Raw genomic sequence first — 17081 nt, 5'->3', positions numbered from 1 at the left:
AACGCCAGTAGGTCCAGTAATGCCGGTAGGTCCAGTAACACCAGTGGGTCCAGTTGGTATTGTAAATGTTGGAGTGGATGGAAATGTAGGTCCAATAAGATTCGGATCAAATGCGGCAGCAGATAATTGGTGATTAGACGTTAATTCGTTATTATCTTTTTTATTTGACACATCTTCACCTCCAAGAAATTACTAATCATATTTAATGAATGCGCAAATAAAGGGAAATATGAATAGATACTAAAGAGTTAGTGGGAAAAGGACAAGGTCACTTTTTTAACAATTAATATTGTAAATCAATTTACTGTCTATAATGATATTGAGAGTTTGTTTAAACATTAAATGTTGAGATTGAAGATTCATATAATGATGGAAGGTTGGATAAGATTTTTAATTTAATATGAAAGAAAAATATCTAATTGTAAAATAGAGGTTTTATCGACAAATAAGAAGATAAAATAGGGGACTTTTCCGGGGATTTTTCAAAATTAAATCAATATTACGCTATACCTATACAGTTCTTTGAAAAAAGAATAGTATGGGGATAACGTATCTATGCGCTCATTATCAAATGATCATAGCCCCTTTATCAAAACGTTACTCGGTCGGAATGGACGGAGTAGGCAGAAACCGAATGATTAAAATTTAATTTATATATTCAGCTACGATGCGTGAGTGTCGTGGCTTTTGTGTTTCTTATTGAACCTGGTAGGGTTGCTGGGTTGATTGGTGACATGAAACTTTTTTGTTTTATTACCACTATATAATTTGATATAATGATATATAACGCTTATATAATTATATAGTGAAAGGTGTAATGAAATATGAAAAAAATTGGATTAACTAAAGAGCAAATTGAAAAGATTCTTATTGAAAAAGGAACAGAAAATGGCACGTTTACAGGTGATGATATTTTAAGTTTGATAGCTATAGCTATCGAAGAGAATAACAAAGCCATTGCAAAAGAATTGACTGGTGTTGTATCTGGAGATTTAGTTAAAGGTTTAAAGAAATTAGGTCGTTAAGGGTATAAAGGTGAACGAGATGAATGATCCAGTTGTTGTAGAATTCTTTAATAGTTTGGGAACAAAAGCATTAATTTGCGCTTTGGCGGTACCATGCATTACTTTGATTTTTAAAGGATTACATAGTTTGAAAAATTAAGCACCCGAGTGGGTGCTTTTTCTTTTACGCAAAACAAACTAGAACGTGAGGTGGCAGGTGAGATGTAGATGGCGAGACAGCGTAGTTCAGACCGTGATAAAGCATTTGAAATATACAAAGCAAGCAATGGCGAGAAGCCACTTGTTGAGATTGCAAAGGAGTTAAACTTAAAGCCGTCTCAAAAGATTATCAACAGAAATTTAAAATCTAGAGACCTATATTTTTTTATCTTTTTTGAATTAATATAAAAGATAAGTGTCAAATTCATTTTGAAGAATTAAAGCAAAGTTTTGTTAATTTGGGTAAAAATGGAATAAGTCAATTCGACACTCTATGGTTTATAGTGAATTCATTTTTTAGATAATAAGAAAAAATACGATAAATATCAAAAATAAGTAAGTTTATCACGATAGAAAATAAAATTTATTGATTACAAAAAACGCGAAAGATGAGATTTCCTTTCGCGTTTTTCATTGTATGAATTTAATTTAATTCATTTTTTGCAGTTTCTAAATTGTAGTAGAGATAAAATAACTTATTTTCAATATAATCAGTTGGAAACCCTAAATCTATTAATATCAGAGCATGAATTAGAGCACTTAACCTAATGTTGGCTAGATATAATTTATAATTACGGAAAATGTTACTATCGTCGGCTTGAGGATGAGTCATTTTGTTTCTTGTATCTTTTACTTTATTCATGAAACCTTTCATATCTTTCTTGTTTTTAAAAAACCTATTAAAAATGGGAGCGTCAATTGAATTAGCAACATCAATCAATCTCTTCTTGAAAGGGTATTCGTAAGCAAAGGAAATAGAATTTTGCATATTTTTCTTTAAATCTTGAAGTTGATTATCTGTAATGATTTCGTCTAAATGTTTAATAATTGCATCTTTGATTTGATTGTATTCAGAAGGATTACAGAAAGTACTATTTGTAAATCGTAATCGATGATATCCTTCGAGAATACGAGTATAATTGAGGAATTTCCATTCTTCATAAATCCCTTGATACTTAGTATCTAGATATAAATTATATATAGGTTTTAATTCATTATATAGAATGAACCATGTATTTAAATAATTAGATAAATTTTCCTTGATATCAGGGAATGTAATACTTTTAATCGAATCAATCTCATTTCCTTCTTTAAAATCTTTTTGTGTAAAGAACATTTTAAATTTATTATTCTCAATTTCAGGTATATCTTTAATTTTAAAAATCAGGTCTTTTAAGAACTGTTCTTTTCCCATGAATAGAGAAAATAAATTTAAAATTTTATATATATTATCTAAGAACCAAGTACAATTTTGGGGAGAATTTGATACTAAATCTAACAATGCTTTAAATTCCATGCTTACATTCTTATAACCACTTGTGCTGAAATTAAAAATTGAATTTGTTGAAAAAATACAATCGATACTAGGAATCTTCCATTTATTAATTTTTGGGTATTTAAAAGCAGCACTAGTACTTTTCATAAAACCATTTTCATCATTTTCGAAGTTATAGGTATATGGCGATGCACTCATGAAACTTTCTAAATATGTACTATTAAAAGAAACCTTTTGGAATAATAGATCATCAGCAGAAGAAAAATGACCACCAGCAATCATGAAATTAAATTTATATGTCTGGCTGGGGTACCCGGAAAATCTAGTACTATTTGATGTTCGTCTAATATGAAATAAGGAAACTAATTCTCCAGATAATGTTTTGCCGCATATGGTATCAAAATGGATACCTTGGTGAAGACCTAGAGGATCATCATCACTTTGTGTTAAACTTCCGAATAGATTAAGATATGCATCTTTGGGGGAAAACGAAAGTTTTCCGTGTACTTTATGGTTTGGATTGTTTGGATTAAACCAAACTCCATCTACTTCAAACTCGTCTATCATTGTTTGATTCATTAACCTAATAGTTTTCATAAAAACAACCATCCTTTCTAGTAATTATTATATAGTATTTGCGAACTAATCGCGGGCGAAAATATATTTTGAACGTGTTATATTTGTATTGTGAGAAGTTGCGGAAAACATTGCTTATAAAATCCCTCTAAAAATGGATTGTCATAACCAGTGGCAATGGTTGTAGTTTGGATAAACAGTTGTATCTTGATTTCACATCCAATTGCAATTCGCGTTGTGTAAACGGAAAAGGGCTTTTGCTCTTCTTCCAGTTGCTTAATACTGCTGTGACAGATAAATGCAAACAACATTAGGTGGTTGGAAGAAGAATAAAACTACATTTAACGTATTTTTAGTAATAACATACGATTTTGACGAAAGGACAACTGATATAAGGTTGTTCTTTTTATGATTTATTCCTGTATAGAAATGTTGTAATATAATGTTGGAAGTAATTTCTAATAAGGGAGTGGATGGTATGAGTATTAAGGACAAACTAGATTTAATAAATAAACAAGATGATGTATTTGAAACCGCAGGAGATTTATTAAAGAATGGTCATGAATTAGTTGATACACTTTCTGAATATAGTCCTTATGTACGTTTAGCAAATAACTGGATGAATAAAAGAAGAGAGAAAAAGTGTAAAGAATTTCTTCAAGGATTAGGGATGAAGGTTCTCTCTCGTGAAGAACTTACTTCTAATGATTTGCAAAAACTAAATGAGTTATTAAATAAAAATGTAAATAGACTTTTAGTTTTAGATATTCTAGAAGAAGCGACAAAAACTGTATCAGATACTTCCTCGAAGCAATTAGGAATTATAGCCGGGCAAGTAATGAAAGAGGAAAGACAATTTAACTATAATGATTGGATTCTTATTAATGGTCTAAAAAACATGAATAATTGGGATATTGATAGCTTTAAGAAAATATATTCACATTTTGAGGCTTATCCCCAAAAAACGAGGGTAAATACTACGCGTTTACTGCTAATTATATCTGAAGAAGAATATGAACAATTAATAAATAATTCATCACAATTAGAAGCACGTTTGATAGAAGAAGAGAAAAGGGTTATGAAAAGTGAGGAATATAAAACACTTCGGTCTTCTTTAATGCGAATAAATAGTTTGCAAATTTTAACTTTAGGCCCTGTTACATTTGATAATGATAGTGTTAATTTTGAAAGGAATCCGGCTGGAGATGAATTATATAAATTAATTAAAGAAATTGAATAAATGATTGATATTAAAGCATCCATTCGGGTGCTTTTTATTTTGGAGGAGGTGAAATGATGGATAAAAAATCAATTACTCAAGTGAATAATAACAGCTTAGAAACTAAAGTTGAGTGTATTAAAAGTGACGGAAAGTTAATCAAATCCATAATTATTCAAAAGACAGATTCAATTTTGATAAAAGTTTAGTTTTAATTCTGTGGCGCCGTAATCTTGAGGGAAATAAAAAAGAACCTACTCTTAATAGGTTCTTTTTTTATGATAAATGAAGTGTTGTAATTAGAAATGTACTGAACAGTTAATCCAATTTAACAGAATAACTACCGTCACTACCTTTAATTAACTCTTTGTTTGTATGACATACAATTTTATCTGCCGTTTGTTCGAATTTAATTGCAAAACCATTTGGATAGATAGATTCTCTTACTATCCGTTCCGATGAGTTTTCAATTTCGTTATGTTTAATTTCAGAAAAGTCTATCCCAAAATCAGTATTTATATTGAACTCACCATCATTAGCAGTAGTAATATACGTGTGTTTGTAATCTGGCATAATATCACCTCCTTTTATACTAAATTAATTCGACACAAAATAAGAAAATCCTACAAAAATTAATTATTTAGGAGCGAAGCAAATGAAACTAACTAAACAAGAACAAGCGATTGTGATTGGTACATTCATTTCAATGTTAGGACAGGATCTTGTGAATGAGCGTATCGATAAACAGAAGTTAGAAGGTGCAATTCCTATATTTAATAAGTTGGAAGATAATACAACGCCAAAGCAAAAGAGAGAAGCGATGATTAGTTTGCTTGATAAAACGGTAGATGAATTCTTAAAACAATAGGCATAAAAAAAGGAAAAGCAACTCGCTTGGGGGGGCGAATTACTTCTCCAGATGGCAATGTTAATTTTATTATAGCAACTTGGACATATTTTTGATTTTATATTTTGAATTTTTCGTTAAATAATTTAGGGATTACCGCGAGGTGGTGAATATGGCTAGGCAACGTAGCCCAGACAGAGATAAAGCATTTAAAATATACAAAGCAAGTAATGGTGAGAAGCCACTTGTTGAGATTGCGAAGGAGTTAAACTTAAAGCCATCTCAAATCAGAAAGTGGAAATCACAAGACAAATGGGACGAACAATTAAAAGGTAACGTTACTATTGCGAAAAGGAGCGTTACCAATGTTAAAAATCCCAAGACAAAAGCCAAGTTAAAAAAGATGCTAGATGATGAAGAGCTGACGGAACAAGAACGGCTCTTTTGTTTGTATTACGTGAAGTATTTCAATGGTACGCAAGCTGCATTGAAAGCCGGTTATGCCAAGAGTAGCGCACATGTTACAAGTAGCCGGCTACTTAGAAGAGAACGTGTAGCAACGTACATTCGAGAGATTAAAGGTGAAATGGTTGAGAATATCTTTGTGGAGGCGATGGATGTATTGAATGAGTACATCAAAATTGCTTTTGCAGATATTACGAATTACGTAAATTTTGGCCAGAAAGATGTAGAAGTGATGGGCCCGTTTGGACCTGTAAAAGATGAAGACGGAAAACCAGTCATGAGAACCATTAGTTATGTTGATTTTAATGAATCTGACATGGCTGATGGCTCTATCATTGCGGAAGTGAAAAAGGGCAAAGAAGGTGTGTCTATCAAGCTTGCTGATAAGATGAGAGCACTTGATAAATTGGCGCTGTACTTCGATTTAGTACCTGACAACTTCAAACGAAAAATTGAAGAAGAGCGTCACAAAATGCATATGGAAGTACAGAAAGCGAACATAAAGAAAGCTAATGCTGAAATTGCAAATTTAACTGGTGATGAAGACGATGATAATACAGAATCGATTCAAGACTTCTTAAAAGCAACTGCTCCTAATCCAGAAAAGATGAAAGAAGTATTTGGTGGTGCAGATGGCGAGGATTAAAAAGCGGAAAACCAAATCGTTTAAGTTCCAGCCGTTTTCAAATAAACAATTACAATTATTGTGGTGGTGGCGAGATGGTTCGCCATATGAGAATCATGACATCGTTATTGCAGATGGAGCAATTCGTTCTGGTAAAACAATTTCGATGATCTGTAGCTTCTTGCAATGGTCACAAGAAAAGTTTAAAGGTGAGTCATTTATCATTGCTGGTAAATCAATTGGCTCATTAAAACGTAACGTAATCAACCCTATGATACAAATACTTACCGCATGGGGTTGGCGATATGATTACAACCGTTCTGAAAACTATCTGCAAATTGGGTGGAATACGTACTACTTGTTTGGAGCTAATAAGGAGAATTCGCAGGATACGTTACAAGGTTTAACCGCTGCTGGCTCATTAGCTGATGAAGCTGCTCTATTTCCTAAATCATTTATAGATCAAATGATTGGGCGTTGTTCTGTTGATGGCGCAAAGATATTTATGAACTGTAACCCTGGTTCGCCATATCACTTTGTAAAAACAGAGCTTATCGATAAGAAAAAAGAGAAGTTAGTTTGTCATTTGAAATTCACAATGGACGATAATTTATCTCTTTCTGAGAAAGTAAAAGACCGCTTTAAACGTATGTTTAGTGGTGTGTTCTATCAACGCTATATATTAGGTTTATGGGTAATGGCGGAAGGTTTAATATATAGTATGTTTAATGAAGATGAACATGTTGTACCGTCGCATCCAAGAAAATACGAACAGTACTATATCTCCTGCGATTACGGTACACAAAACCCTATGGCTTTTGGTTTATGGGGCTTATGTGGTGGCATTTGGTATAAAGCGAAAGAATACCATCATGACGCTCGTAAGAAGAATTTACAAAAGTCAGATGAACAATATTATGATGATTTAGTTGAGTTTGCAAACGGTCTAACCAAGCGTATTATCGTAGACCCATCAGCAAGCTCATTTATTATTTTACTGAAACAAAAAGGTTGGAAAGTAAAAAAAGCAAAGAACGATGTATTAGATGGAATACGAAATGTAGCTACTGCATTAACAACGGAATTAATTAAATTCTGCGATTCTTGTAAAGAAACGCTGCGTGAGTTCTCTTCTTATGTATGGGATGAGAAGGCAATGGAGCGCGGTGAAGACAAACCGATTAAGCAGAATGACCATCAAATGGATAGTGATCGATACTTTGTGAATACCGTAATTATGTCTAATAACAAAGCAAGAGCTGTTAAGTCAATCTATTAAGGAGGTGAGACGATGTTTGAACACTACATTCCGTTACTGGATGAAAACAATGGGGAGCCTACACCCAAGCTGCTCAAAAAGATTATTGATGAATTTGAACCGTTAAAAAAACGAATGATTAATAGGTACGAACGATACAAAGCAAGTGAAAAAGGCGTACCTATCTTTACTCGTGAGTTTAAAGGTGATGGAAATAAGGATAAGGTTAACAACAAGCTGAACAATGACTTCTTCTCTGAAATTATTGATACAAAGATAGGGTATATGTTTGGATTACCTGTTTCATATAGCTTAGATCATGACGATGAGGAAGTATTAAAACGTATCCAAAATTTCTTAAAGGCAAATCATACTGAAGATGCCGATGCGGAAACCGGAAAGTTTGCTTCTATTTGTGGGTATGGGGCAAGACTGCTTTACCATGATAAAGATGGTGAAGAAAAGGTTATGAATATCAAACCTTATGAAGCTATCTTTCTTACGAATTTAAGCATTGCAGAGCCTAAATACGCTATCCGTTGCTATCCAGTCAAAGTAATTGACGGCGATGACTTTAAAGATGGATATAAAGTGGAATTTTACAATGGTACGCAAATCATTGAGTACACTGGTGAAGATTTAGATAAGCTGAAAGAAACAAATCGAATCACTAATTTATACAAAGGTGTACCACTTATCGGATTTCCTAACAATGAAGAATTGCAGGGGGATGTTGATAAAGCTATTGCGCTTATTGAAGGGTACGACAGAGCGCTTTCTGATGTGAACAGTGAAATTGAGCAGTTCCGCTTGGCTTATATGATTTTTAAAGGTGTTGATATAGATGATGATACTATCGAGAAGTTAAAACAAACTGGAGCTCTTGATGTAGGCGAGAGTGGCGAGGCTTCATTTTTAACTAAGAATCTTAATGATAACATCTTGGAACACCATCTAAATAGATTGGAAAAGAATATATGCCGTTTTACAAAGCATGTTAATCTTTCTGATGAATCATTCGGTGGAAACCTCACTGGGGTTGCTATTCGTTATAAGCTACTAGCATTAGAAACGAAATCAGGAACGTTAGAAATGAAGTTTACCAAGTCATTGCGACAACAATTTAAGTTATTATTCGACGCTTGGAATTTACGTTCAAACAAAGCTGAGCTTGATTATCTTTGCATGACATTCCAATTCACTCGTAATCTTCCAGCCAACTTATCTGATGAAGCTGACGTTCAGTCTAAACTACAAGGTTTAATAAGCGAAGAAACACGATTATCTATGTTATCTGTTGTTCCTGATCCAAAGGCAGAATTACAAAAGATGAAGGAAGAAGAGGTTGATTCTATCGATTTAGACACTGTACATAAAGGCGGTGAAAACGATGGAATGGGACAAGAAGCAGAAACACCTCCAAAAGATAGAGGACGAACTGGAAAAGGCGATTCTCTACCTGTATAAAGACGCTTTAGAAGAAGTCAGAGGAATACTGGCTTTTTATTATGCCAAATATGCAGTGAATGAACAATTAAGTATGCAGGATATGCATCGATTCAATCGATATAAGAACATGCAAAGTGAACTGCAACAAGTTATTAATGAAATAACATATGAGAAAGAGAAAACTCTCAATGAAAGACTCTCCACTCAGTATGGAGAGTCTTTTTATTACACGAGTTATCTTATTGAACAAGAAGTTGGTGCATCCCTTTCATACGGACTTCTGGACCCGAACGTCATTAAACGAGCAGTACAAATGCCAATCGATAAAATGACACTTAACCAAAGGTTAAGTGCACATCGAGTACAGATAATTAGCCGAATACGTAAAGAACTATCCATCGGTCTTAGAAAAGGCGAAGGGTATGCAGTAATGGCTAATCGTATTAAGTCTATTCTTGATGGTGATGCGAAGAAAGCGCAAATGGTTGCTTGGACAGAAAGTGCTAGGGTACAAAACTTAGGTACTTATGACAGTGCCTCTCAAGCTTTCGATGAAGGCGTATCTATGGAGAAAATTTGGATTTCTACATTAGATAAACGTACACGTCCTACTCATCAAGCAGCAGATCATCAAAAAGTACCGTTTAAAGGATTATTTAAAGTCGGTGGTTATAGCTGCGAATATCCACATGATAGTAATTTACCTGCTAAAGAAGTTGTACGCTGCCGCTGTACTTTCATTACTGAGGTAGCGGATGATAGCCCATTTATTGAGAGAAGGGCTAGAAATCCGACAACAGGTAGAAATGAAGTTATTGCAGCAGTTAGTTATGAAGAGTGGAAAGACTTTCTTGAATAATAAAAAAACACTTGAGGGCTTATAGATTACGAACTTAACAGGGCGTATTCATAGGAACTCAGAGGAGGAATAATGATGAAACAATTACAAAAGCAAGCGGATGTACAGTTTTTTAAAGAGAAAGAATCTATAAAATTACCATATCGGTTACGTTTAGCAAACATTCAATTCTTTGCTGAAGGTGATGGTACTGATAGTGGTGCAGGAGGAACGGATGACAATACGGCAGGGAATTTAACTGGTGAAAATACAGGTGGTAGCAATACACAGCAAAATTCCCAAACTGAAGGTGGCAATCAACCAAAAGAACCGCAGTTAGATCCAGCGACGAAAGACTTCATCGAGAAGATGTTGCAGTCTCGTGAAGATAAAGTACGTACCAAGTATGCGAAAGAGCTTAGCGCAACTAAAAAAGAGCTAGAAAACTATAAAACAGCTTCTATGACTGCTCAAGAAAAAGCAGAATATGAGATGAAAGAGTTACAAAAAACACTCGAAGAACGCGAACAAGTATTACATCAAAAAGAAATGCAAAGTGCGGCAACAGAAGCACTAGCTAAAGTTGGGTTAGATATTAAATTTGTAGACTTCGTTGTAGGTTCTGATGTTGATGATACAAAAGCTCGTGTAACGAAACTTGGTGACTTATTCAATGCTTCATTAGAAGCGAAAGTAGTAGAGAGATTCAAAGCAGCAGGGCGTGATATCTATGCCGGCTCTGGTAATGGAGCTACATTTACACGTCAACAAGTAGAATCAATGAGCCAGTCAGAAATCAATGCGAATTGGACTCAAATTCAAAAAGACATGAAAACATGGACAAACTAAGGAGGAATTAATATATGTCAGTAGCAACTTTTATTCCAACAATTTGGGAAGCTCGTTTAATGGCGAATTTCCACAAGCGTTCTATCGCGGATTTAATCACAACAAAGCCAGCAAAAATTGAAGGTAACAAAATTATTTTTAACCGTGTCGGTGCAGTAAATGTAAAAGACTATTCTGGTTCTGTTGAATGGGATGACACAAACCCTTCTAAAGTAGAAATCAATATGGATCAGAAAAAGTATTTTGCGTTCAAAGTAGATGATGTAGATGCTGTTCAAGCTGCTGGAGACTTAATTGATCCACATACACAAGAGGCAGGTTCAGTACTTCAAGAAACTGTCGATACATTTACATTAGGACTTTACACTGGTGCCCATAAAGATAATGTAATTGGTACAGATTCCGCAGCAATCGAATTATCACCTAAGAATGCATACGACTACATTGTTGATCTCAATACAAAGTTAAACGTGAAAAAGGTACCTAAAACTGAACGTTTCACAATCATCAATTCTCAAGTTCTCGGATTACTATCTAAAGATGACCGTTTTACAAAGCAACCTGTCATTTTAGAAAACGGCGTTGTAGAAGGACAAATAATCAATGGTTCACAAATCGTTGTATCAGAAGAGATTCACAATACATCCGGTAAATATAAAATTCTTGCTCTCCATAAGTCAGGTATCGGTCATGGTAAACAGTTAAACGAAACAGAAGCGCAACGCCTTCAAAATTCATTTGCAGATGGCGTTCGTGGTCTTATGGTTTATGGGGCTGGTGTGCTTCGCCCAGAAGCGTTAGCAGTACTTACAGCTACAATCGCACCAACTACACCATTAACAGGAGGAGGGGCTTAAGCCTTTCCTCTTTTCTTTTGAAAGGAGAGATAATATGCCTTGGTTTTTAAATACAGACACAGATGTCACATGGGAAGTAACGGATGCAGATCATGTAAAACGTTGTAAGAATGACCCTGTATATGAAGAAGTAGACGAACCGAAACAAGAAACGGTTAAGAAGAAAAGACAAACACCTGCAAAGTCGATTGAGTAAATGGATATGAAAGCAGAAATTCTAAAACGTGTAAAACTGCAAGTACCTAATATAAGTGATGAAAACTTGTTAATAAGCATCGAAGATACAATATTAATGGTTGCTGAGTACACGAATAGAACTATTTCGCAATTCCCTCCTGCTTATCCTGGTATCATCGCAAAGATGGTAGTTTATGAGTATAAGGAGCAGGAAAGAGAAGGAAAGAAAAGCGAATCGCTAGGTAATTACTCGGTTACTTATGATGATGTGGGAGATTATCCAGCAAGCATCACGAAAGGACTGAAAGTGAGGTTACGTGTCTTATGATTCAATCAATGATTCGTAAGTTTGGTAAAGATGCTTCAGTACTTCGGAATATGGCAGAGAGTGATGGTCCATATCCTACAGAAGAATGGAAAGAAATTAACGAAATTAAAGGTGTGTTAGATGCCATTCAAGGGACAAAGGATGCCCGTAACAAGAAAGTAGAAGAGAAAAGTACACATTTCTTTTATTGCCTACCATTTGATGTAACAATACAAGATAGATTAGTTATCGACAAGAAGGTATACAGTGTTGCTTATCCAGGCGATCCAATGAATGCGGGTAGATTCTTTCAAATAGAATTGGAGATGTTGCCATATGAGCATGAAATTCCAATCAAATAGAGCTGCTGTTATGGCAAGGCATTTAGTTGCAAAGAAAGCTGCTCATACTGCTGTTGGTCAATTTGTTAGTTCTAAAGCCAAACTATTAGCTGCTGTAGATACTGGAAATTTAAGAAGCAGTATTAGTTCTAAAGCTGAACTAGAAAAGGTTGTTATCGGAACAGCTGCTGATTACGGTATTTATGTTGAAAAAGGTACAGGCATCTATGCTGAAGATGGAAATGGGCGACAAACTCCTTGGATGTATCGTGACCCTAAAACGGGAAAGATGGTTAAAACACAAGGACAACATGCCCAACCATTCCTTAGACCTGCGGCAGAAAATAATAAACCGATGATTACACAAGCTGCAACACGAACCTATTCGTCATTAATGAGGTAGAAACCATGAATGACTTTATAAATATATTACACGGTGAATTAAAACATATTCATAAAGAAACGTACTATGAAAATGCAACTACTAAAGCTGTTATGCCGTATTTGGTATATGCGGTTGGTGATGACAAAGAACCATGGGGAAGAAAGAATATCATGCTTACAATCGATATTTACGGTACTTCTGCCCATTTAGCAAAGATTGATCAGTTAATTACTGATTTAGAAAACAATCTTCATAGAAAAAGATTAAGCAGCGCTGAATTTGGTGCTGCTATTTCTTATCTTTCGAGTCAGAAAGTACCTGATCCAGATCCAAATATCAGACGCAAAGAAGTGCGATTCATTTTACGAACTTATTTTAAACAATAGAAAGGGTTGATTATATGGCAGCTCCACAACCAAAACCAGAAAACGTCCTCTTCGGAGACTGGGGTGCATTCTTCTTTAATTATGGAGAAAAAGACGAACTTCCTGTAGGCGCTACGCAAGGTGGGGGTTCTTTTAAGTATGAACCAGAGTTTAAAGAAATTGAATATGATGGCTCTCCTGGTGACACTATGGGGATGAAACGTATCACTAAATCAAAAACTCAAATCAGTTTTAAGACACTTGAATTTTTGGATAAAGAAAAAATCAAAAACTTTATTGCTGGATTAAAAGTTTCAGAAGAAGCCGTTACAAAAGACGGAAAAACTATCAAATACGATGTAATTGAAGCAACGGAACGCCTTACGAAAGAAAGCTACCTTAAAAATGTAGCTTGGGTTGGCGAAACGTTAGGTGGCGATATCGCTGAGATTATCGTATATAACGCGTTATCTGATGGTTCTTTAGAAATGGGATTTGAAAATGAAAGTGAAGTAGTTCCAGAGGTTACATTTACTGGACACCGTGACCCAGAAAACATTCGAAAAGTACCATGGAAGATGCGTATTTTAACAGCAACAGAAGCAGCTAAATTAATACCAGCAGGTTAAAGAGTAGGGATAATCCCTGCTCTTTTTTATTTTAAGGAGGAATCAATGTGACTATTGCTATTCAAGAAAAAGAATACAAAGTGAGACAAATTAATGGTGGAGATTTATTTTCCGTAGTTCGTATTTTGAAGAAATCTAAATTCAAGGTCGATATTAACTTACTTAAAGATTTAATGATGGGCGTGCGAAATAAAGAAGGTGCAACACAAGCTGATGTATTAGCTGCACAAGAGACTTTCGGGTATGACATTATCATGAAGTTTATCTTCGGATTAGAAGAAGCTGAACAGGAATTTTTCGAATTTGTAGCCGGGCTTTTAGTTCATGAAGATGAAGGTGGCAAAAAAACATCACCAGGTTGGGAAACGATTCGAACTTTAAATCTAGAAGAGTTGGTTCGATTATTTATTGCAATTAAAGATTCAGAAGTTGGGCTGGTTAAGCTTTTTTCCAATGCGGTGAACTTGATGAAATAGACTTCATCGATACGTTAGCTTCTCGCTATCCAAATATGGAGTACATAAGGAGTTTGGATGCAGAGATAGTTATTAATTTGTATCTCACCGCAAAGAAAAAAGAAATGGACCGCATGTTATGGGAGGAATGGTGTGCCCTACAACCGTACTGCGATGAAACATTTCCTCAATTTAAACATAAGCGCGAAAATCCAACGCAAGAACAGGTAAAACAATACAACGATTCAATCGAACAAACACCGAAGCAGAAACTTACAAAAGAAGAAGTGTTTGCTCGAGTTGCAAAAATCCGCGGAAAGGCGGGTGAATAAATGGAACTATTTCGTATGTTTGGTTCAATATTCTTGCGTGATGATGAATTACGAGGTGGATTGAACCGAGCAGAACAGCACGGTCAACGAACTACAGGGATTTTAAATAGAGGTTTTAGTAGCGTCGGTAGAATGGCTGGTTCAATGGGGGCAGCTGTCGGGACTTCCGCTATAGCTATTGGTGGTATGGCAGGTATGGCATTAGGGGCAGGAGCTGCACTTGTTGGTATTGTTTCCGCAGGTGCTAACTTTGAACAAATCATGTCAAAGGTAGCAGCTGTTTCCGGTGCTTCCGGAAGTGAAATGAAGCAATTGGAAGCTCAAGCTAAAGAATTAGGTGCAACAACTCAATTCTCCGCTACACAAGCTGGCGAAGGGATGATGTACCTTGCGCAAGCTGGTTTTAAAACTGGCGATATTATGAAAGCAATGCCTGGCATGTTAGATTTAGCCGCGGCAGGTGCACTTGATTTAGGTACAGCAGCAGATATAGCGTCTAATATCATGAGTGGTTTTGGATTGTCAGCTGATAAAGCGACCCATACAGCAGATGTATTAGCGTTGGCTGCTTCTAACTCAAATACAAATGTAACACAAATGGGCGAAGCGATGAAATATGCTGCTGGAACTGCCCATACTGTCGGTTTCAGTATGGAAGAAACATCAGCGGCAATTATGGTGATGGCAAATAGTGGTTTGCAAGGATCAGTTGCAGGACAAGCTTTCGCTACATCTTTAGGGCGTTTAGCTAAACCGACAAAAGAAATGCGAAAAGTTATGGATCAGTTGAATTTATCTTTCTTTGATCAGCAAGGTAAGATTAAACCTTTACCAACGATTATAAAAGAATTAGAAGATAAAACAGGTAGTATGACAAACCAACAAAAATCAGCTACATTAACAACGTTATTTGGTGCAGAAGCATATAAAAACTGGGCAGCTTTAATGCAAGAAGGTAGCGAGAAATTAGAGAAAAATACAAAAGCATTAGAAAAAGCTGATGGTGCAGCTGCGAAAATGGCTAAAACTATGAATGACAATCTAAAAGGAAAGTGGATTGAATTCACATCTGCGCTAGAAGGTTTAGCTATAACGATTTTTACACTTATCGCTCCTGCATTAGCTGCTATTGTCCTTGGATTAACTCAGGTGGTTCGGTGGGTTGACGGTACAATTAAAAGATTTGTAGATTTAAACAATTATATAGGTAATATCCAGTTAATAACCAAAGCAATTCAAGATTTTTGGCACGCGGCTTCTGGTGATAGAAATGCACTAGTTGAAGGGTATGACATTCTTACTAAACTTGGTTTCTCTGCTAATTCAATTCAGTTTATACAAGAAACTACAGCGGCAGTGCAGTATGGTGTAGAAACTATGAAAGCCCTCGTATCTGGCGATTGGGGAGCTGCTAGTAATTTCTTAGATAAGTTAGGTTTTTCGCCTGAGAAAAAGGCTGACATTATTATGTTTGTTCAGGATGTGCATGCCCAATTAAGTAACTTTATAGAAAATGTACAAAACTTAATCTCAGCTGCTGCTCCTGTAATTATGGGAATAATCGGGGCTACTTGGGATTTTATTAAAGGTGTATTCAATACAATAGCTCCTTACTTGATGCCTTTGCTGACGGATGTCCTTAACTTTGTGAACGGAATAATTTCTCAAATTGCTGCATTTTGGAAAGAAAACGGAGATCAAATTGTACAAGCTGTAAAAAATGTCTTTTCAATCATTCAATCTATTATAGCTTTTGTAATGCCAGCTGTAATAATGATTGTAAAAAGTGCATGGGACGCTATAAAAGATATTATTCAGGGTGCCGTTAATCTCATTATGGGAATTATCAAGTTTTTTGCATCTGTTTTAACTGGTGATTTTTCTGGAATGTGGGCAGGGATAAAACAAATTTTTAGTGGCGCAATCCAATTAATCTGGGGGCTTATCCAGTTTTCGTTTGTTAAACAAATTTTCGGTGCAGTAAAAGGGCTTGCATCTTCTTTTGGTTCTACGATTAGTAGCATGTGGTCTACTGTCGTTGGATATTTCAAGACATTTATCAAGGAACCAATAGCTTCTGTAGTTCGTATGGCAATCGATATAGGTGAAGCTGCTATGAAAATTAAAGACAAACTGATTATTCCTATTAAAGATGCTTGGAGTGGGATTATGGGTTGGATTGATAAAATACGAAACGGAATTGCTAATATGTTTAGTGGTATTCATATACCTGTCCCTAAAATCAGTGTAAATGGTTCATTGAATCCTACAAAATGGGCAAGTGAAGGTCTACCATCTTTCGATGTCAAATGGGCAGCAAATGGTGCGTTAATTAAACCTGGGAATCCTACATTAATTGGGGTTGGTGACGCAAGGGGATATGACGAGACAGTTTTACCTTTACGCAAACAAACATTCGATGCAATCGCTAATGGAATAATAGGATCATTACCATTAGCACAACAAGTAGGAGTGCAACAATATGCGTCGCAGGGACCAACTATTTTGCAAGTTAATTTAAACGGACGAGAAATAGCTAGAGAGATTTACCAAGATGTTAACGAGTTTCAAGAAAGCGAGAAAGAGAGATTGAAAGTATTTTAGGCGG

The 17081-nt window shown here is 35.4% G+C and carries 21 protein-coding genes and 3 pseudogenes; 21 read left to right on the top strand and 3 right to left on the bottom strand.

All coding sequences use genetic code 11. The annotated features are described in order from the left end of the window. Positions 1–115 (top strand): annotated as a pseudogene (locus DN390_RS31530) (glutamine synthetase); the annotation flags it as partial. Here DN390_RS31530 and DN390_RS31525 read toward each other — a convergent pair. Further along, positions 79–171, bottom strand: a pseudogene (locus tag DN390_RS31525) (exosporium leader peptide-containing protein); the annotation flags it as partial. The pseudogenes DN390_RS31530 and DN390_RS31525 overlap by 37 nt on opposite strands. A gap of 653 nt (positions 172–824) precedes the next feature. On the opposite strand from DN390_RS31525, the gene DN390_RS28935 reads away from it, so the two are divergent. Both DN390_RS28935 and DN390_RS31470 read left to right on the top strand, forming a co-directional pair. Then, on the top strand, positions 825–1025 hold the full coding sequence (locus DN390_RS28935) for a hypothetical protein (RefSeq protein WP_147809188.1): 201 nt from the start codon (positions 825–827) through the stop codon (positions 1023–1025). 207 nt (positions 1026–1232) lie between these two features. After that, positions 1233–1379: pseudogene (locus DN390_RS31470) on the top strand (phage terminase small subunit-related protein); the annotation flags it as partial. Between the two features lie 268 nt (positions 1380–1647). Here the strand turns inward: DN390_RS31470 and DN390_RS28925 are convergent. Then, a complete protein-coding gene (locus DN390_RS28925) occupies positions 1648–3096 on the bottom strand; it encodes an ApeA N-terminal domain 1-containing protein (RefSeq protein WP_147809187.1) in 1449 nt (482 codons plus the stop codon). 457 nt (positions 3097–3553) lie between these two features. On the opposite strand from DN390_RS28925, the gene DN390_RS28920 reads away from it, so the two are divergent. Both DN390_RS28920 and DN390_RS31465 read left to right on the top strand, forming a co-directional pair. After that, positions 3554–4315 (top strand): hypothetical protein, encoded by a 762-nt coding sequence (locus DN390_RS28920; protein WP_147809186.1) that lies wholly within the window; start codon positions 3554–3556, stop codon positions 4313–4315. Between the two features lie 56 nt (positions 4316–4371). After that, positions 4372–4503, top strand: coding sequence for a hypothetical protein (locus DN390_RS31465; RefSeq protein ID WP_255444284.1), 132 nt, complete (start codon positions 4372–4374; stop codon positions 4501–4503). 109 nt (positions 4504–4612) lie between these two features. Here the strand turns inward: DN390_RS31465 and DN390_RS28915 are convergent, their stop codons facing one another. Beyond that, complete coding sequence (locus DN390_RS28915; RefSeq protein WP_147809185.1) at positions 4613–4867, bottom strand: hypothetical protein; 255 nt, start codon at positions 4865–4867, stop codon at positions 4613–4615. An 82-nt stretch (positions 4868–4949) separates the two neighbouring features. Here DN390_RS28915 and DN390_RS28910 point away from each other — a divergent pair, with 82 nt between their 5' ends. The 16 genes from DN390_RS28910 to DN390_RS28840 all read left to right on the top strand — a co-directional run bounded on the left by DN390_RS28910 (position 4950) and on the right by DN390_RS28840 (position 17077). Then, complete coding sequence (locus tag DN390_RS28910) at positions 4950–5162, top strand: hypothetical protein (protein ID WP_147809184.1); 213 nt, start codon at positions 4950–4952, stop codon at positions 5160–5162. A gap of 151 nt (positions 5163–5313) precedes the next feature. Beyond that, positions 5314–6252, top strand: a complete 939-nt coding sequence (locus DN390_RS28905) for a terminase small subunit (RefSeq protein ID WP_147809183.1) — start codon at positions 5314–5316, stop codon at positions 6250–6252. After that, positions 6239–7510: a PBSX family phage terminase large subunit gene (locus tag DN390_RS28900; protein ID WP_147809182.1), complete on the top strand. Its 1272-nt coding sequence runs from the start codon at positions 6239–6241 to the stop codon at positions 7508–7510. Before DN390_RS28905 ends, DN390_RS28900 begins: the two co-directional genes overlap by 14 nt. 12 nt (positions 7511–7522) lie before the next feature. Beyond that, complete coding sequence (locus tag DN390_RS28895; RefSeq protein WP_147809181.1) at positions 7523–8956, top strand: phage portal protein; 1434 nt, start codon at positions 7523–7525, stop codon at positions 8954–8956. 73 nt (positions 8957–9029) lie between these two features. Next, positions 9030–9797, top strand: coding sequence for a phage head morphogenesis protein (locus tag DN390_RS28890; protein WP_147809192.1), 768 nt, complete (start codon positions 9030–9032; stop codon positions 9795–9797). 75 nt (positions 9798–9872) lie between these two features. Then, complete coding sequence (locus DN390_RS28885; protein ID WP_147809180.1) at positions 9873–10625, top strand: DUF4355 domain-containing protein; 753 nt, start codon at positions 9873–9875, stop codon at positions 10623–10625. Positions 10626–10639: 14 nt separating this feature from the next. After that, a complete protein-coding gene (locus tag DN390_RS28880) occupies positions 10640–11482 on the top strand; it encodes a phage major capsid protein (RefSeq protein WP_147809179.1) in 843 nt (280 codons plus the stop codon). A gap of 34 nt (positions 11483–11516) precedes the next feature. Then, positions 11517–11678, top strand: a complete 162-nt coding sequence (locus DN390_RS30925; RefSeq protein ID WP_179955796.1) for a hypothetical protein — start codon at positions 11517–11519, stop codon at positions 11676–11678. Next, positions 11679–11987: a head-tail connector protein gene (locus tag DN390_RS28875; RefSeq protein ID WP_098363856.1), complete on the top strand. Its 309-nt coding sequence runs from the start codon at positions 11679–11681 to the stop codon at positions 11985–11987. It begins immediately after the preceding gene. Next, positions 11984–12328: a head-tail adaptor protein gene (locus DN390_RS28870; RefSeq protein WP_087953618.1), complete on the top strand. Its 345-nt coding sequence runs from the start codon at positions 11984–11986 to the stop codon at positions 12326–12328. The genes DN390_RS28875 and DN390_RS28870 overlap by 4 nt, the downstream gene beginning before the upstream one ends. Further along, positions 12303–12710, top strand: a complete 408-nt coding sequence (locus DN390_RS28865; protein ID WP_147809178.1) for an HK97-gp10 family putative phage morphogenesis protein — start codon at positions 12303–12305, stop codon at positions 12708–12710. Before DN390_RS28870 ends, DN390_RS28865 begins: the two co-directional genes overlap by 26 nt. Before the next feature lie 5 nt (positions 12711–12715). Beyond that, on the top strand, positions 12716–13078 hold the full coding sequence (locus tag DN390_RS28860) for a gp17 family tail completion protein (protein WP_147809177.1): 363 nt from the start codon (positions 12716–12718) through the stop codon (positions 13076–13078). Positions 13079–13092: 14 nt separating this feature from the next. After that, a complete protein-coding gene (locus DN390_RS28855) occupies positions 13093–13686 on the top strand; it encodes a hypothetical protein (RefSeq protein WP_147809176.1) in 594 nt (197 codons plus the stop codon). Positions 13687–13733: 47 nt separating this feature from the next. Continuing rightward, on the top strand, positions 13734–14162 hold the full coding sequence (locus DN390_RS28850; RefSeq protein WP_087995056.1) for a hypothetical protein: 429 nt from the start codon (positions 13734–13736) through the stop codon (positions 14160–14162). A 53-nt stretch (positions 14163–14215) separates the two neighbouring features. After that, positions 14216–14473: a hypothetical protein gene (locus DN390_RS28845; protein WP_000338487.1), complete on the top strand. Its 258-nt coding sequence runs from the start codon at positions 14216–14218 to the stop codon at positions 14471–14473. Then, a complete protein-coding gene (locus DN390_RS28840) occupies positions 14474–17077 on the top strand; it encodes a phage tail tape measure protein (RefSeq protein ID WP_147809175.1) in 2604 nt (867 codons plus the stop codon). The last annotated feature ends 4 nt before the right edge of the window (positions 17078–17081 follow it).

Source organism: Bacillus sp. SH7-1, from assembly GCF_008042405.1.
Classification (GTDB): Bacteria; Bacillota; Bacilli; order Bacillales; family Bacillaceae_G; genus Bacillus_A; species Bacillus_A thuringiensis_N.
This window is presented reverse-complemented; position numbering and strand designations above follow the sequence as displayed.

What these genes read in the sequence shown, in the direction of transcription:
- DN390_RS30925 (WP_179955796.1), top strand. Translation starts at nt 11,517, where the DNA reads ATGCCTTGGTTTTTAAATACAGACACAGATGTCACATGGGAAGTAACG.
- DN390_RS28880 (WP_147809179.1), top strand. Translation starts at nt 10,640, where the DNA reads ATGTCAGTAGCAACTTTTATTCCAACAATTTGGGAAGCTCGTTTAATG.
- DN390_RS28935 (WP_147809188.1), top strand. Translation starts at nt 825, where the DNA reads ATGAAAAAAATTGGATTAACTAAAGAGCAAATTGAAAAGATTCTTATT.
- DN390_RS31465 (WP_255444284.1), top strand. Translation starts at nt 4,372, where the DNA reads ATGGATAAAAAATCAATTACTCAAGTGAATAATAACAGCTTAGAAACT.
- DN390_RS28870 (WP_087953618.1), top strand. Translation starts at nt 11,984, where the DNA reads ATGATTCAATCAATGATTCGTAAGTTTGGTAAAGATGCTTCAGTACTT.
- DN390_RS28890 (WP_147809192.1), top strand. Translation starts at nt 9,030, where the DNA reads ATGCAGGATATGCATCGATTCAATCGATATAAGAACATGCAAAGTGAA.
- DN390_RS28885 (WP_147809180.1), top strand. Translation starts at nt 9,873, where the DNA reads ATGAAACAATTACAAAAGCAAGCGGATGTACAGTTTTTTAAAGAGAAA.
- DN390_RS28910 (WP_147809184.1), top strand. Translation starts at nt 4,950, where the DNA reads ATGAAACTAACTAAACAAGAACAAGCGATTGTGATTGGTACATTCATT.
- DN390_RS28920 (WP_147809186.1), top strand. Translation starts at nt 3,554, where the DNA reads ATGAGTATTAAGGACAAACTAGATTTAATAAATAAACAAGATGATGTA.
- DN390_RS28925 (WP_147809187.1), bottom strand. Translation starts at nt 3,096, where the DNA reads ATGAAAACTATTAGGTTAATGAATCAAACAATGATAGACGAGTTTGAA.
- DN390_RS28855 (WP_147809176.1), top strand. Translation starts at nt 13,093, where the DNA reads ATGGCAGCTCCACAACCAAAACCAGAAAACGTCCTCTTCGGAGACTGG.
- DN390_RS28865 (WP_147809178.1), top strand. Translation starts at nt 12,303, where the DNA reads ATGAGCATGAAATTCCAATCAAATAGAGCTGCTGTTATGGCAAGGCAT.
- DN390_RS28900 (WP_147809182.1), top strand. Translation starts at nt 6,239, where the DNA reads ATGGCGAGGATTAAAAAGCGGAAAACCAAATCGTTTAAGTTCCAGCCG.
- DN390_RS28895 (WP_147809181.1), top strand. Translation starts at nt 7,523, where the DNA reads ATGTTTGAACACTACATTCCGTTACTGGATGAAAACAATGGGGAGCCT.
- DN390_RS28840 (WP_147809175.1), top strand. Translation starts at nt 14,474, where the DNA reads ATGGAACTATTTCGTATGTTTGGTTCAATATTCTTGCGTGATGATGAA.
- DN390_RS28905 (WP_147809183.1), top strand. Translation starts at nt 5,314, where the DNA reads ATGGCTAGGCAACGTAGCCCAGACAGAGATAAAGCATTTAAAATATAC.
- DN390_RS28915 (WP_147809185.1), bottom strand. Translation starts at nt 4,867, where the DNA reads ATGCCAGATTACAAACACACGTATATTACTACTGCTAATGATGGTGAG.
- DN390_RS28875 (WP_098363856.1), top strand. Translation starts at nt 11,679, where the DNA reads ATGGATATGAAAGCAGAAATTCTAAAACGTGTAAAACTGCAAGTACCT.
- DN390_RS28860 (WP_147809177.1), top strand. Translation starts at nt 12,716, where the DNA reads ATGAATGACTTTATAAATATATTACACGGTGAATTAAAACATATTCAT.